We start from the raw sequence: 14,724 nt of genomic DNA on the forward strand, positions 1-14,724 counted from the left end.
AAGCTGACACCTTTCAGCAAGGCTTTTTATGAGAATGATTCTTATATGTAATAAATGTTCAACGATTTTTTTGTCGTACACTTTATTTCGATATAAAATTAAACCACTAGGTTTTGATCGGTTTGCAAAAGAATATTTTAGGTAAAAACTTGTTAACTAATAGAATTAACTGGTTTATTGATTTAAAGTAACGCGCATTTTTTGAAGTTATTCTATCTTTTATAGAATAATTCGCATGTTTATTAGCCAAGAAGGGGCTTTTCATGGGGTCACTGCTGGATTTATCCGGTTATATTAAATTTTTTGTCGGTCTTTTTGCGATTGTAAACCCAATTGGTATTTTGCCTGTCTTTATTAGTATGACGAGTTATCAAACAGATGCAGGGCGTAACAAAACAAACTTAATTGCGAATGGCTCCGTTGCAATTATTTTGGTTTCTTCTCTGTTAATCGGTGACTCTATACTGAGTATTTTCGGTATTTCTATCGACTCATTTCGTATAGCAGGGGGAATGCTGATTGTTACCATTGCGATGACCATGATAAATGGACGTTTAGGGGAAGATAAGCAAAACAATCAAGAACGAAACGAATCCGCAGTGCGTAATAGTGTTGCTGTTGTACCTTTAGCATTACCATTAATGGCAGGACCGGGGGCGATTAGTTCTTGTATTGTATGGAGTTCTCGTTGGGAAGGTTTTACTAACTTTTTAGGATTAGCTGCGACCAGTATCTTTTTTGCATTTTGTTGTTGGTTGCTGTTTCGCAGTGCAACGCTCTTAGTGAAATATTTAGGGCAAACCGGTATTAACGTAGTTACTCGTATAATGGGCTTATTATTAATGTCGTTAGGTATTGAATTTATTGTGACTGGATTACGTTCTATTTTTCCTGGCTTATTAGCTTAAACACAGCGCAGAACAATGAAAAAACGGTACGACTAAACAGTACTCTTAAAAAGAGCAGTATTAATAACGCAATACTGCTCAGATCCTTTCTTTTATTTATTCTCTTTTCTCAATCGAGACGATGTATCCCTTTTGATAGCGCATCCCGATCATAATGTTGTGTTAGTTCACCATTTTCCATTAAAGCGGCTCTATCCGACATATGTGCAATAACATCGGCATCATGGCTGACTAATAAATATGTCATATTATGCTCTTTTTTCAGTGTGTTAAGCAGATTTAAAATCTCGGCTTGTACTGACATATCTAGCGCTGAGGTTGGCTCGTCTAAAAGTAATAATTGAGGCTGTAATAAAAGGGCTCTTGCAATAGCGACACGTTGACGCTGTCCACCAGAAAGTTGATGAGGATAACGACTTGTCACATCCACAGGCAAACCAACTTGGGCTAATGCTTGTTCAATCGTATCTTTATCAAAAGGCATTTTATGGATCTTTAAAGGCTCAGAAAATGCACGCTCAATACGGTGTTGAGGGTGTAAAGAGGCGTAGGGATCTTGAAACACCATTTGTATATTACGGCGTAATGTCCCTTGAAAACGTTGTTGAGGTTTAATTTTTTGCCCTAAAAGCGATATATTACCTTGCCAATCAGGCAATAATCCGGCAATGACTCGTAAAACCGTTGATTTTCCACAACCAGAACGACCTATTAAGCTAAAAGTTTCACCTTGTCGAACATGGAGATTGATCCCTTTTACAACGTGCTTTGCTTGTTTACCTTGCTCAAATTGAACATGTAAATCATGAATATCAATTAGCATGGTGCAGTCCCTTGAAATTAAGTGTTCTATCTAAGACAGGCAATTGAGTACCATAAGTGCTTGCATTAGGTCGGCATGTCCAAAGTGTACGAGTATAAGGATGCGTGGCAGTCGGTAGCGCTTTAGCATTTAGCTCGTCAACTTGTTCGCCTTGGTACATCACCATGACACGTTCGCAATATTCGGCAACAAGGGGTAAATCATGGCTAATGAGCAATAAACCCATGTTACGTTGTTCACACTGGGTGGTAATGAGTTCAAGGATTTGATGGCGAAGCTGAGCATCAAGTGCGGATGTTGGTTCATCGGCAATTAAAATAGTAGGGTTATTAATTAGCGCAATAGCTATCATTGCTCGTTGCCCCATTCCCCCTGATAATTCACCAGGATAGCGATAAATATTCTGTTCAGGTAAACCGACAGACAGCAGGGTATCGATGATCAGTTGGCGTCTATCTTGGCGCGAAAGTTTTTGATGTTGTTTTACGGTTTCTTCTACTTGCTGATAAATGGTTTTTACCGGATTTAAGGCGTAACGAGGATCTTGTAGTACCATTGAAATTGTATTACCTCGGATGTTATTCCATTGGCGAGATGAGAAATCTAATAGATTACTTCCCTGCAAGTTCAGTTTATCTGCACTGACTTTCCCCGGATGGCGAACTAATCCCATGAGTGCACGAGCGGTCATTGATTTGCCTGAACCTGATTCGCCGACAACCGCTAAACGCTCTTGCCCTAAAGTGAAAGAGACATTATTGACCACTCTTGCCTTTGGGAAATCGATACAGAGGTTGTTTACCTCAATTAAGGGGGTTTTATTCATGGGTATCTCCCAATACATCGCGTAATCCATCACCCAACAAATTAAATGCCAGACTGCTGATTAAAATTGCCGTACCCGGAATCGCAGCAACCCACCATTGATCAAAAATAACGGGCATGCCTTCTGCGATCATTGCTCCCCATTCCGCCATCGGTGGGCGAGCACCCAATCCAAGAAAGCCTAATCCTGCTGCCGCGAGGATAATCACTGCTAAGTTCAGCGCTAAACGGACAATGGCTGAAGGTAAACATAGGGGTAAAATATGTCCCCATAACAGTCGGATACCTTTAATTCCCATCATTTCAGCAGCAGCAAGATAATCACTCTTGCGTAAATGTTGAATTTCACTGCGTGATTGTCGCGCATAAGCTGGCCATGCTGTTAAAGCCAGTGCTAATGCACCATTGAGTAGACCCGGACCTAACATTGCAACAAAGGCGAACGCAAGAATAAGAGAAGGCATCGACATCACAATATCGGTAAAACGCATTAAAATGCGTTCAGTCCAACCACCGTAATATCCAGATAAAATCCCAATCAACAATCCTAACGGCAGTGTGATAAGTGCTACCAACCCCACTAAGCCAAGCATTGGGCGAGTACCATAGATAAGACGAGAAAGTATATCGCGCCCATAATTATCTGTGCCTAGCCAATGTTCAGCATTGGGAGCTAACAAACGTTGGGCAGCATGTTGCCAATTTGGATCATAAGGAGCTAACCAAGGTGCAAAAATAGCAATAATTAACAGCAAAATAAGTAGCGATAAACCGATAAAGGCAGAAGGCGAACGCATTATTTTTCTTAAAAATGAAGATGACATTAGCGGAGCCTCGGGTCAGTCAAACGAATAACGATATCAGTTATATTATTAATAAAGACAAAGCATAAACCGATAATTAAAGTCCCGCCCATAATGGCTGTGGTATCACCCGCAAAAAGTGCGGTTGTAAGATATCGACCAATTCCCGGCCAAGAGAAGACTGTTTCTGTCAATACGGCACCTTCTAACATACCAGTATAAGAGAGGGCGATAATGGTCATTAAGACCCCCCGAATATTAGGCAATACGTGATAAAAAAGAATACGTAATTCGCCAATCCCTTTTGCTCTCGCTAACGTGACATACTCTTTATTCATTTCGTTTAAGCAGGCTGAACGCGTTAAACGAGTGATAGAAGCAAGGGCAAAATAAGCTAATAGAGAAACGGGCAAAATAAGGTGTGATAACGCATTAAAAAAAGCATCTTTATCGCCAGCTAATAATGTATCAATTAATGCAAAACCTGTTATGGGCTCTATGGTGAATTGATAGATATCGTCTAATCGCCCGGGACCTGCCGTCCATTGTAATGTGGCATAGAAGATCAATAGCAAAATCAACCCTAACCAGAAAATAGGAACTGAACTGCCTAATAACGTTAGAATTCGTAAAATAAAATCGAGCGGTGTTCCCACAAATCGCGCGCATAAAACGCCGAATAAAATACCAAGACTGGCACCAATTAGTAATGCAACCGTTGCTAATTCCAAGGTGGCGGGAAAAGTTGCTAATAAATCATCAAGCACAGGCTGACCTGTTGATGTCGCTGTACCTAAATGTCCTTGTAGTAGGGCTTCTACATAGTGAAAAAATTGCATGTAGATAGGTAAATCCAGCCCTAATTCATGTTTTACTTGGTTATAGGTTTCGATGCTTGCATGATCACCGACAATTTGTAAAACAGGATCAACAGGTGAAAGTGCAGAAAGTGTAAAGGTGATGACAAGAAGTCCTAAAAGAGTCAGCACCAGTGTCAATATCCCTTGAGCAAAGGTCATTAACTGACCTTTTAGACGAAAAGGTAACGTCATAGCAGTATTCATACAGCAATAGCCTAGTGAAATGGCAAAAAATAGACCCTCCACAGTAGCATGACTGTGAAGGGTTTCAGGAAAAAATATTACTTAGTTACTTTATCATAATAGACCATATCTGCATTTAGCCCCTGCGCATAACCTTTGACATTATCGCGCATGACGATTTGGTTTTTACCTTGATCGATAAATACATATGGTGAGCTACGCTGTAACTCTTTTTGCATTTCAGTATAGAGTGATTGGCGTTTTGTTTTGTCCGCTTCATTAAGTGCAGTCAAGGTTTGCTGACTCAACTCAGGAATATTCCAGCCATTTAACCAAGCAACCGTGTTGGATTGTCCGTCATTATAAGCAAAGGCACTGGCATTGGAATGTGCATCAAAATAATCAGGGATCCAAAAGCGGATCGCGGCTTGATGTTGTTTCGCGCGCACTCGACTATACACTTGGCTACCTGCTGCTGGTAATAAATCCACTTGTACACCTGCTTGAGCAAAGCTTGCTTGAATGGATTGTGCCACCGTAATGTAAGGGACTTTGTTCTCAACATCTAATGTAAAGCGTGCATGAGTGATCCCGGCTTTGGCTAAAATTTCTTTAGCTTTTTCTGGATCAAAAGTGAATGGGTTATCTTTTAATGCGCCGGGTAAACCCACAGGTAAGAAACTTTGGTGAATAAAATACTGACCACGCATTAAATCTTCAGTAATACCTTTGTAGTCAATTAAATAACGAGAGGCTTCCCAAAATGCAGGGTTACTCAGTGCTGGATTTCCACTGGCAGTATTAAACGCCATATACACTTGTTCTGCGGAAGGGATATCTAATATTTTTATCCCTGCTTTGCCTGCTAACGCGGCAGTTTGGTCTGTACCCAGTTCACGAGCAATATCTGCATCACCTTTTTCAATTAGCAAGCGACGTGATGCTGGATCGGGCACGTTCTTAATAATAATATTTGCCATTTTAGGCGCACCAGTAGGTGATAGAGGGTTAGCTTCTAACACAATGGCTTGGCGTGGTTGATAAGCCCGCATTTTGTATGCGCCACTTCCTGCTGAATTCATTTTCAGCCAGTTATTACCAAAGTCATTATTTTTAACATGGGCGGAAACTAGCTTTTCATCAACAATAGACGCAATTGGTGTTGAAAGAATATTGAGCACAACATCAGGGCTAACATCGGCAGTCCAACGTACTTCCAGTTCGTTATCACTGACCTTTTTCAGTAACGAATTAATGTTATCGGCTTTCCAACCCAAGACATTGAGAATAAATGCCGGTGATTTATTCATGGTGATTGCGCGCTGATAAGAGAAGATAATATCTTCAGGACGTACAGCGTTACCCGATGCGAATTTTGCATTGGGTTTAATTTTAAATACGATTGTTTTCTGTTCAGGATTGGCTTGCCAACTTTCAACTAAAATTGGCTCATTAATCTCTGGATTATCACGATTAGGTTGAACAATACGTTGGTACAAACTCGGCACAGTTTGAATACTTGATAGCTCATTACTTTCAGCAGGATCAAGGCTGACAATATCATCAAGCCCTTGTACCACTATTAATGTATTAGCCGGTGTTGCTGCAAATGCCGGTACGGAAAGGGCACCCACAACGAATAATGATAATAATTTTGCTTTCATGAGACGCTCCCTGAAACGGTGTTGCTAAAGTCGTTATGTCAATAACTTATTAGTTATTACTTTGTGAAATTAACTTAGGCAAAACGTGACCAATGCGCAAAGTTTTAATTACGCTTACATATAACACTTCGTTATAAGTAGTTAAGATTAATTATGATAGAAGAATAATTAACCGCAAGAACATAATGATCAACGCCGCTTTTAGCCTTAGAAATCTTTAGTCTTAGGCTAAAATAAGCAAGAAAACACGCGGTGATCATCGGTAACGGTATGGTGGGGCTCTGTTATATTGAAAAGCTTAATGATAAGGGTGGCTCTGAAGACGTTAATATGATTGTCTTTTATGAAGAATCCCGCGTTGCATAAACGAAAAGAGGACGTTAGCAACACAAAAAGTGGTTGTTGGTCAATTATGTCAACTGACAGAGATGGCAGAAACAATGGAAAGTCCTGCTCTGATTATTGTGGGAGAGGTTGTCAAACTGAATGATAAGCTACAATGGTTTTAATCAACGTCGGCTAAATAGCTGAAAAAAGTGATGTCATCATTTTAAAATTAAAAACCCCTTTAATATTCGATATGAATATTAAAGGGGTTTTCTTTATCTAACACCTAGAAATATAAATGAAAAATTGTTTAATTCTATTTTTTATTAAACATTTAGATTAAATTTTAAAAATAAATAATAAAAATGAATGTTTAATAATCTATAAATAAGTTTAGATTAGCATTGCTATTCAGTTTAAAGATGAATTTATTGTTATTTTTAATTAATTTCAAAGAGAAACTCTTTACAAATAAAGCATCATAAAGTTCTGCAAGTCGGATAAAACTCATCCTAATTATATTAATTTTGTGAGCTAAGTAGGTTTTCTATCTATAAAACTTGCATGATGTTAATTTAATGTTTATTTGTTGTTTTGCTTCTCTCGATATATATATTTTATTTTCTCAGGATAGAACTCTAGAGGGCTCAATAAAGTTAAGTGATAAGAATACCGCATTAATTGACAAAATTTACGATAAGTGTAAAAAAGAAGAGTGTTGGTATCATTTTTATCTCGTTAATATCTTTAAATCTTTGAGAGCCACAAATATTACAACCAAAATTTAACAACGATACATATCGTTAATTGAGCGACCCCGCTATAAATTATTGTTTATTAGGAGAGGTACCCATGAAAAATAAAGTTACGTTAAAAACGGTGTTTCCACTCAGTATTATGTCACTTGTATTAACCTCCTTTTTTTCTCATGCAGCCACTCTTCCTGAAGGCACTATTCTGGCAAAACAACAGAATATTGTGATTAATAACGGTACTGAAGTTTCATCACTTGATCCGCACAAAGTAGAAGGCGCACCAGAAACAAATATTATTTTAAATTTATTAGAAGGGCTGACCTATGTTGGACCTAATGGTGAAAGTCTGCCCGGTGTTGCACAACGCTGGGAAACGGATGATAACAAGGTGTGGACATTCTTTTTGCGAGAAGATGCAAAGTGGAGTGATGGCACGCCGGTTACAGCTGAAGACTTTGTCTATAGCTGGCGTCGCGTGGTCGATCCTAAAACAGGTTCACCTTATGCCAGTTATCTCGAATATGCTTATGTTGAAAATGTTGCAGATATTCTGAGTGGTAAAAAGTCTCCCGAAACATTAGGTGTGAAAGCGATAGATCCTCACACTTTGCAAGTCACTTTAACCAAGCCAATTCCTTATTTAGTCGATATGGTCAGTCATACTCCATTAAAACCAGTTAAAAAAGAGATTGTTGAAAAATATGGTGTGAATTGGACTCGCCCTGAAAACTTTGTCGGTAATGGTGCTTATGTTATTGAAAATTGGGTTGTGAATGAAAAGGTCATTTTAAAACGTAATCCACTTTATTGGGATAATAAAAACACCATTATTGAGCAAGCTACATTTTTACCCATTAGCTCCGAAACCAGTGATATAAATCGCTATCGTAGCGGTGAAATAGATATCACTAATAGCGCTATTCCTCCTGTTCTTTATCGAAAAATGAAACAAGAACAGCCAGAGAATTTACACGTCACACCGTATTTATGTACTTTCTATTATGAATTAAATAATAAAAAAGCGCCTTTTGATGATCCTCGTGTTCGAGAAGCAGTGAAACTGACACTTGATAGAGAAGTTATTGCTGAAAAAATAATGGGACAAGGGCAAATACCCGCTTATTCGTTTACCCCTTCTTTTATTGGTAATGGCAATTTTAAGCCACCAAAATGGGCGTATTGGACACAACAACAACGCAATGAAAGAGCGCGTGAATTATTAAAAGAAGCAGGATTTGATGGACAAAACCCTCTGACGTTTACTTTGCTCTACAATACGTCTGATCAAAATAAACAGCAGGCAATCGCGGCTGCGTCAATGTGGAAAAAAAGTATTGGGGCAAATGTGACGTTGCAAAACCAAGAGTGGAAAACAGCATTAGAAAACCGTAATCAAGGAAATTATCAAGTCGCAAGAGCAACGTGGTGTGCCGATTACAATGAACCGACCTCGTTTTTAAACTCGTTTCTTTCCTCAAGTAGCCTTAATACCGTCTTTTATAAAAATAATGACTACGATGCTGCATTAAATAATGCCTCAATTGCTGTTGATAAAGGTGCTCGCCATCAACTCTATCAGCGTGCTGAAGCCTTGCTAGACAAGGACTCTGCGATAGTACCTGTTTATTATCGTGTCAGTGTTAGATTAGTTAGTCCAAATGTAGGCGGATTTACCGGTAAAGACCCCTTTGATTATACGGACTTAAAGCGCTATTTTATAAAGGCAGATAACTAAAACTGGTAAATTATCGATATTCTATAGTTATGTGCGATTTGAATTATTAAAAGTGACTTAAAAAGTAGTTAAATAATAAAAAGCGACACAAAAAGATAACGGCATAAAAAATTATAATGCTATCTGGCAATTAAGCACTGATAACAAATAAGAAAATTTGATTTATTTTTTGTAAAAACAATAAGTTGTGTAAACCGTTCTAAAACACAACTGAACATCACAGAATGGTTGTCTAACAACCAACTCACTAACTGGGAGTATTTTATAAGATGAGTAATTTAACTAAAAAGAGTGCGTTGGCGATTGCAATAAGCGCAATCTTTGGATTGTCAGCACTAACGGCTCATGCCGCTGTTGTTCCAGACGGGGTGAAATTGGCTGAAAAACAAGTGCTGGTGCGCAATAACGGCTCTGAGCCACAATCACTTGACCCTCATAAAATCGAAGGTGTACCTGAATCTGCATTAGCGCGTGATCTTTTCGAAGGTGTGACTATTGTTGGTCCAGATGGTGAAATTTTACCCGGTTCAGCAACTAGCTGGGAAAATAAAGATTTTACTGTTTGGACATTCAAAATTCGCGAAGGCGCTAAATGGTCAAATGGCGACCCTGTTACCGCACAAGATTTCGTTTATAGTTGGCAACGTTTAGCGGACCCTAATACAGCTTCTCCTTATGAAAGCTATCTGCAATATGCACATATCGTGAATATCGACGATATTATTGCAGGTAAGAAAAAAGCCACCGAATTAGGTGTTAAGGCATTAGATAACAACACATTAGAAATCACTTTATCTGAAGCGGTGCCTTATTTACCAAAACTATTAGCTCACTCCTCCATGTCGCCAGTCAACCAAAAAGTCATTGAAAAATTTGGTGAAAAATGGACACAACCTGCTAATTTCGTCGGTAACGGCGCTTATAATTTAAAAGACTGGACAGTCAACGAACGTATTGTTTTAGAGCGTAGCCCAACTTATTGGGATAACAAAAATACCGTTATTGATAAAGTTACGTTTTTACCTATCTCATCAGAAGTCACTGACGTAAACCGCTATCGTGCGGGTGAAATCGACATGACATATAGCAATCTACCGATCGAACTTTTCCAAAAATTGAAAAAAGAGATCCCTGATGAATTGCGTATAAGTCCATATTTATGTACTTATTATTATGAAATTAATAATGAGAAAGCACCGTTTAACGATCCGCGTGTTCGTGAAGCACTAAAATTATCAATGGACAGAGATATCATCACTTATAAAGTGAAAAACCAAGGTGATATCCCAGCTTATGGCTTTACCCCTCCATTTACAGATGGAATTAAAGAGAGCAAACCAGAGTGGTTTGCAACGTGGACTCAAGAACAACGTAATGAAAAAGCACGCCAATTGTTAGAAGAGGCGGGCTATAACAAAGCAAACCCACTGAAATTTAAACTGCTGTACAATACATCCGACTTACATAAAAAAGTCGCGATTGCCGCTTCTTCAATTTGGAAGAAAAACTTAGGTGCAGATGTGTCTCTTGAAAACCAAGAGTGGAAAACGTTCTTAGATACACGTCACCAAGGAACTTATGATGTTGCACGTGCGGGCTGGTGTGCGGATTATAACGAACCTTCTTCATTCCTGAACATGATGCTGTCTTACAGCAGTAACAACACCGTTCACTATAAAAACACAGAATTTGACGCATTGATCAAAGAATCTTTACGTGTGAAATCTGATGACGAACGTGCCGCTATTTATCAAAAAGCTGAAGGCGTATTAGATAAAGATTCGGCGATTGTTCCCCTTTACTACTATGTAAACACCCGTTTAGTTAAACCTTATGTGGGTGGTTATTCCGGTAAAGATCCATTAGATAATTTACATACTAAAGATTTGTACATTATTGCTAAGTAATCGGGCGAGACCTTGTCTTCTGTAAGACAAGGTCTTTTTATCGTCATGCCTGAATAGGTTTGTGTTATAGGAACGGGCAATGCTCAAATTTATTTTTCGTCGCTTTTTAGAAGCGATACCGACTCTATTTATTCTAATAACAATTTCGTTTTTTATGATGCGATTAGCACCTGGTAGCCCTTTTACAGGGGAAAGAAAACTTCCACCAGAGGTGATGGCAAATATTGAAGCGAAATATCACTTAAACGATCCCATTTATAAACAATACTTCGATTATTTAATTCAATTGTCGAAAGGGGATTTAGGGCCTTCTTTTAAATATAAAGACTACAGTGTGAACACCTTAGTCGGTAAAGCATTCCCTGTTTCAGCTAAATTAGGGCTGTCGGCATTTATTTTTGCTGTGATTTTAGGTGTGGGGGCAGGCGTGATAGCCGCACTGAATCAAAACACCAAATGGGATTATACCGTCATGACTTTTGCCATGACGGGGGTTGTAATACCGAGTTTCGTTGTCGCACCATTGCTGGTACTTATTTTTGCCATTACCTTAAGATGGCTACCCGCTGGTGGCTGGAATGGCGGCGCGGTGCAATATATGTTGTTACCTATGATTGCGTTGTCGCTTTCTTATATTGCCAGTATTTCGCGTATTACCCGTAGTTCAATGATTGAAGTTTTACACTCAAACTTTATCAGAACGGCAAAAGCGAAAGGCTTGCCGATGAAAAGAATTGTACTGCGTCATGCTTTAAAACCTGCGTTGCTACCTGTTATCTCTTATATGGGACCGGCATTCGTCGGTATTATTACGGGCTCGATGGTGATTGAAACCATCTTTGGATTACCGGGTATTGGACAATTGTTCGTTAACGGTGCTTTAAATCGAGATTACTCATTGGTATTAAGCTTAACCATTATCGTAGGTGCATTAACGATTTTCTTTAATGCGATTGTCGATATTTTATATGCCGTTATTGATCCGAAAATTCGTTATTAATAGACACTGGAGCGCGTTATGTTATCACTGAAGGAAAATAGCGAAGCTCTGGGGAATTTCTCGGAGCAGCTCGATATTGAAGGTCGTAGTTTATGGCAAGACGCTCGTCGTCGTTTTATGCACAATAAAGCGGCAATTACGAGCCTTGTATTACTTTTCTTTATTTTATTATTTGTTATTTTTGCCCCAATGCTATCGCCCTTTGTTTATGACGATACCGATTGGGAAATGATGTCAATGGCACCTGATTTTGCCTCCTCTCACTATTTTGGTACTGACTCATCTGGTCGTGACTTATTAGTTCGTGTTGCGATTGGTGGACGTATTTCATTAATGGTTGGTATCGCGGCTGCCTTTGTTGCTGTCATTGTTGGTACGCTGTATGGCGCAATGGCAGGGTATATTGGTGGACGTGTTGACTCTGTAATGATGCGTTTACTGGAGATCTTAAACTCATTCCCATTTATGTTCTTTGTGATCTTATTGGTGACTTTCTTTGGTCAAAATATCTTACTGATTTTTGTTGCGATCGGGATGGTATCTTGGCTCGATATGGCACGTATTGTAAGAGGACAAACCTTAAGTTTAAAACGTAAAGAGTTTATTGAAGCGGCATTAGTTTGTGGTGTGTCATCACGCAATATCGTGTTAAGACATATCGTACCTAATGTACTCGGTGTTGTTGTGGTTTACGCCTCTTTATTAGTCCCTAGTATGATTTTATTTGAATCCTTCTTAAGCTTCTTAGGTTTAGGAACACAAGAGCCATTAAGTAGTTGGGGAGCACTATTAAGTGATGGTGCAAACTCAATGGAAGTTTCTCCTTGGTTGTTACTTTTCCCGGCTTCGTTCTTAGTTGTCACACTGTTTTGCTTTAACTTTATCGGTGATGGCTTACGTGACGCATTAGATCCGAAAGATCGTTAAGGAGAACAAAATGACAAATACAACAAATAAGTCGTTATTAAGTGTTAAAGATCTCAGCGTGACTTTCGGGACTGCTGATGGTGATGTCACTGCGGTTAATAAACTGAATTTTGAATTAGCGGCAGGTGAAACCCTAGGGATCGTCGGTGAATCGGGCTCAGGTAAATCCCAAACGGCATTCGCATTAATGGGATTATTAGCGAAAAATGGTCGCACCGCGGGTAGCGCAAATTTTAATGGTCGTGAGATCTTAAATCTTCGCCAAAGCGAATTAAATAAAATGCGTGCTGAAGAAATCTCTATGATATTTCAAGATCCAATGACTTCATTAAACCCGTATATGAAAGTCGGTGCGCAGCTTATAGAAGTATTAATGTTGCATAAAGGCATGAGCAAAAATGATGCTTATGCAGAATCAGTACGCATGTTAGATGCGGTAAAAATGCCAGAAGCCCATAAACGAATGAGTATGTATCCTCATGAGTTTTCAGGCGGTATGCGCCAACGCGTAATGATCGCGATGGCATTGCTTTGTAAACCCAAACTGTTAATTGCTGATGAACCGACAACCGCACTTGATGTGACAGTTCAAGCACAGATCATGACCTTGCTCAATGAGCTTAAGAATGATTTAAACACGGCGATTATTATGATCACCCATGATTTGGGGGTGGTGGCGGGTATCTGCGATAAAGTATTGGTGATGTACGCAGGACGTACCATGGAATACGGTAAAGCGCGAGATATCTTCTATCAACCATCACATCCATACTCTATCGGATTGTTACAGGCTGTTCCTCGCTTAGACGGTGAAGATGAACGACTAGCCACCATTCCGGGAAATCCGCCTAATTTATTACGTTTACCCAAAGGCTGCCCATTCCAACCTCGTTGCCAGTATGCAACAGAACAATGCTTAACGAGTGAACCTCAATTAGCGCAGTTTGCACAAGGGCGATTACGTGCCTGTTTTAAAGCGGTGGAGGAATTGGTATGACTCAAGCCACATTACAAGATAGAAAAGTTATTTTAGAAGTGAATGATTTAAAAGTTTACTTCGATGTTCAAGATAATAAACAGTGGTTCTGGCAACCTAAAAAAAGCCTCAAAGCCGTCGATGGTGTCACATTGCGTTTATATGAAGGTGAAACATTAGGCGTTGTTGGTGAATCGGGTTGTGGCAAATCGACATTTGCGCGAGCTATTATTGGGTTAGTCAAAGCCTCTGGTGGTACAGTCACTTGGTTAGGCAATGATTTATTGGGAATGGGTAATAAACAATGGCGCGATATTCGCCAAGATATCCAGATGATTTTCCAAGATCCGCTGGCTTCCTTAAACCCAAGAATGACGATTGGCGATATTATTGCTGAACCGCTTAAAACCTATCACCCGAAAATGAAACCGGCGCAGGTGGTTGAAAAAGTCAAAGCCATGATGATGCGAGTCGGATTATTACCAAACTTAATCAACCGTTATCCTCATGAATTCTCAGGTGGACAGTGTCAACGTATTGGTATTGCTCGCGCGTTAATTCTAGAACCTAAATTAGTCATTTGTGATGAACCCGTTTCAGCACTAGACGTATCAATTCAGGCTCAAGTGGTTAACTTGCTGAAAGATATTCAAAAAGAGATGGGATTATCTTTAATCTTTATTGCTCACGATCTGGCGGTGGTGAAACATATTTCAGATCGTGTATTGGTGATGTATTTAGGGCATGCCGTGGAATTAGGAACCTATGATGAAGTTTATCATCATCCACTACATCCTTATACCAAAGCATTGATGTCCGCAGTGCCTATTCCTGATCCCGATAAAGAGCGTAACAAGCATATTGATTTATTAGAGGGAGAATTGCCTTCTCCGATTAATCCACCATCAGGTTGTATTTTCCGTACACGTTGTCCGATGGCGGATGAAGAATGTGCCAAAACTCGTCCTTTATTAGAAGGGAGCTTCCGCCATGCTGTCTCTTGCTTAAAAGTAGATCCGCTTTAATGCAAT

At 39.3% G+C, this 14,724-nt stretch carries 12 protein-coding genes; 7 read left to right on the top strand and 5 right to left on the bottom strand.

Annotation, left to right across the window (positions count from 1 at the left end; genetic code table 11):
* Window positions 1-263 precede the first annotated feature (263 nt).
* Window positions 264-908, top strand: a complete 645-nt coding sequence (locus DK865_RS03220; RefSeq protein ID WP_023581980.1) for a YchE family NAAT transporter — start codon at window positions 264-266, stop codon at window positions 906-908.
* A gap of 109 nt (window positions 909-1,017) precedes the next feature.
* Here the strand turns inward: DK865_RS03220 and DK865_RS03225 are convergent, their stop codons facing one another.
* The 5 genes from DK865_RS03225 to DK865_RS03245 form a co-directional block, all read right to left on the bottom strand.
* Window positions 1,018-1,731, bottom strand: a complete 714-nt coding sequence (locus tag DK865_RS03225; RefSeq protein WP_109391182.1) for an ABC transporter ATP-binding protein — start codon at window positions 1,729-1,731, stop codon at window positions 1,018-1,020.
* Window positions 1,721-2,557 carry an ABC transporter ATP-binding protein gene (locus DK865_RS03230; RefSeq protein WP_109391183.1) on the bottom strand — a complete coding sequence of 279 codons (837 nt, stop codon included), beginning with the start codon at window positions 2,555-2,557 and terminating at the stop codon, window positions 1,721-1,723. The genes DK865_RS03225 and DK865_RS03230 overlap by 11 nt, the downstream gene beginning before the upstream one ends.
* On the bottom strand, window positions 2,550-3,380 hold the full coding sequence (locus DK865_RS03235) for an ABC transporter permease (RefSeq protein ID WP_023581983.1): 831 nt from the start codon (window positions 3,378-3,380) through the stop codon (window positions 2,550-2,552). Before DK865_RS03235 ends, DK865_RS03230 begins: the two co-directional genes overlap by 8 nt.
* The gene (locus DK865_RS03240) at window positions 3,380-4,423 is read right to left on the bottom strand and encodes an ABC transporter permease (RefSeq protein WP_023581984.1); all 1,044 of its coding nucleotides are present in this window, start codon (window positions 4,421-4,423) and stop codon (window positions 3,380-3,382) included. The genes DK865_RS03235 and DK865_RS03240 overlap by 1 nt, the downstream gene beginning before the upstream one ends.
* Before the next feature lie 77 nt (window positions 4,424-4,500).
* On the bottom strand, window positions 4,501-6,066 hold the full coding sequence (locus DK865_RS03245; protein WP_023581985.1) for an ABC transporter substrate-binding protein: 1,566 nt from the start codon (window positions 6,064-6,066) through the stop codon (window positions 4,501-4,503).
* 1,179 nt (window positions 6,067-7,245) lie between these two features.
* On the opposite strand from DK865_RS03245, the gene DK865_RS03255 reads away from it, so the two are divergent.
* From DK865_RS03255 to oppF, 6 genes are all read left to right on the top strand, one after another.
* Entirely contained in the window at window positions 7,246-8,883 is a 1,638-nt protein-coding gene (locus tag DK865_RS03255; protein ID WP_023581986.1) for an ABC transporter substrate-binding protein, read from the top strand.
* Between the two features lie 269 nt (window positions 8,884-9,152).
* Window positions 9,153-10,790 (top strand): oligopeptide ABC transporter substrate-binding protein OppA, encoded by a 1,638-nt coding sequence (oppA, locus tag DK865_RS03260; protein WP_023581987.1) that lies wholly within the window; start codon window positions 9,153-9,155, stop codon window positions 10,788-10,790.
* Window positions 10,791-10,869: 79 nt separating this feature from the next.
* Window positions 10,870-11,790, top strand: a complete 921-nt coding sequence (gene oppB / locus DK865_RS03265) for an oligopeptide ABC transporter permease OppB (protein ID WP_023581988.1) — start codon at window positions 10,870-10,872, stop codon at window positions 11,788-11,790.
* 18 nt (window positions 11,791-11,808) lie between these two features.
* Window positions 11,809-12,717: an oligopeptide ABC transporter permease OppC gene (gene oppC, locus DK865_RS03270; protein WP_023581989.1), complete on the top strand. Its 909-nt coding sequence runs from the start codon at window positions 11,809-11,811 to the stop codon at window positions 12,715-12,717.
* A 10-nt stretch (window positions 12,718-12,727) separates the two neighbouring features.
* The gene (gene oppD, locus DK865_RS03275) at window positions 12,728-13,714 is read left to right on the top strand and encodes an ABC transporter ATP-binding protein (protein WP_109391184.1); all 987 of its coding nucleotides are present in this window, start codon (window positions 12,728-12,730) and stop codon (window positions 13,712-13,714) included.
* The gene (gene oppF, locus DK865_RS03280; RefSeq protein ID WP_109391185.1) at window positions 13,711-14,718 is read left to right on the top strand and encodes a murein tripeptide/oligopeptide ABC transporter ATP binding protein OppF; all 1,008 of its coding nucleotides are present in this window, start codon (window positions 13,711-13,713) and stop codon (window positions 14,716-14,718) included. Before oppD ends, oppF begins: the two co-directional genes overlap by 4 nt.
* Window positions 14,719-14,724 lie beyond the last annotated feature (6 nt).

Source organism: Proteus cibi (genome assembly GCF_003144405.1).
Classification (GTDB): Bacteria; Pseudomonadota; Gammaproteobacteria; order Enterobacterales; family Enterobacteriaceae; genus Proteus; species Proteus cibi.

Bases quoted from the DNA above. Each gene is read 5' to 3' on its own strand.
- DK865_RS03220 (WP_023581980.1), top strand. From the start codon at position 264: ATGGGGTCACTGCTGGATTTATCCGGTTATATTAAATTTTTTGTCGGT.
- DK865_RS03225 (WP_109391182.1), bottom strand. From the start codon at position 1,731: ATGCTAATTGATATTCATGATTTACATGTTCAATTTGAGCAAGGTAAA.
- DK865_RS03230 (WP_109391183.1), bottom strand. From the start codon at position 2,557: ATGAATAAAACCCCCTTAATTGAGGTAAACAACCTCTGTATCGATTTC.
- DK865_RS03235 (WP_023581983.1), bottom strand. From the start codon at position 3,380: ATGTCATCTTCATTTTTAAGAAAAATAATGCGTTCGCCTTCTGCCTTT.
- DK865_RS03240 (WP_023581984.1), bottom strand. From the start codon at position 4,423: ATGAATACTGCTATGACGTTACCTTTTCGTCTAAAAGGTCAGTTAATG.
- DK865_RS03245 (WP_023581985.1), bottom strand. From the start codon at position 6,066: ATGAAAGCAAAATTATTATCATTATTCGTTGTGGGTGCCCTTTCCGTA.
- DK865_RS03255 (WP_023581986.1), top strand. From the start codon at position 7,246: ATGAAAAATAAAGTTACGTTAAAAACGGTGTTTCCACTCAGTATTATG.
- oppA (WP_023581987.1), top strand. From the start codon at position 9,153: ATGAGTAATTTAACTAAAAAGAGTGCGTTGGCGATTGCAATAAGCGCA.
- oppB (WP_023581988.1), top strand. From the start codon at position 10,870: ATGCTCAAATTTATTTTTCGTCGCTTTTTAGAAGCGATACCGACTCTA.
- oppC (WP_023581989.1), top strand. From the start codon at position 11,809: ATGTTATCACTGAAGGAAAATAGCGAAGCTCTGGGGAATTTCTCGGAG.
- oppD (WP_109391184.1), top strand. From the start codon at position 12,728: ATGACAAATACAACAAATAAGTCGTTATTAAGTGTTAAAGATCTCAGC.
- oppF (WP_109391185.1), top strand. From the start codon at position 13,711: ATGACTCAAGCCACATTACAAGATAGAAAAGTTATTTTAGAAGTGAAT.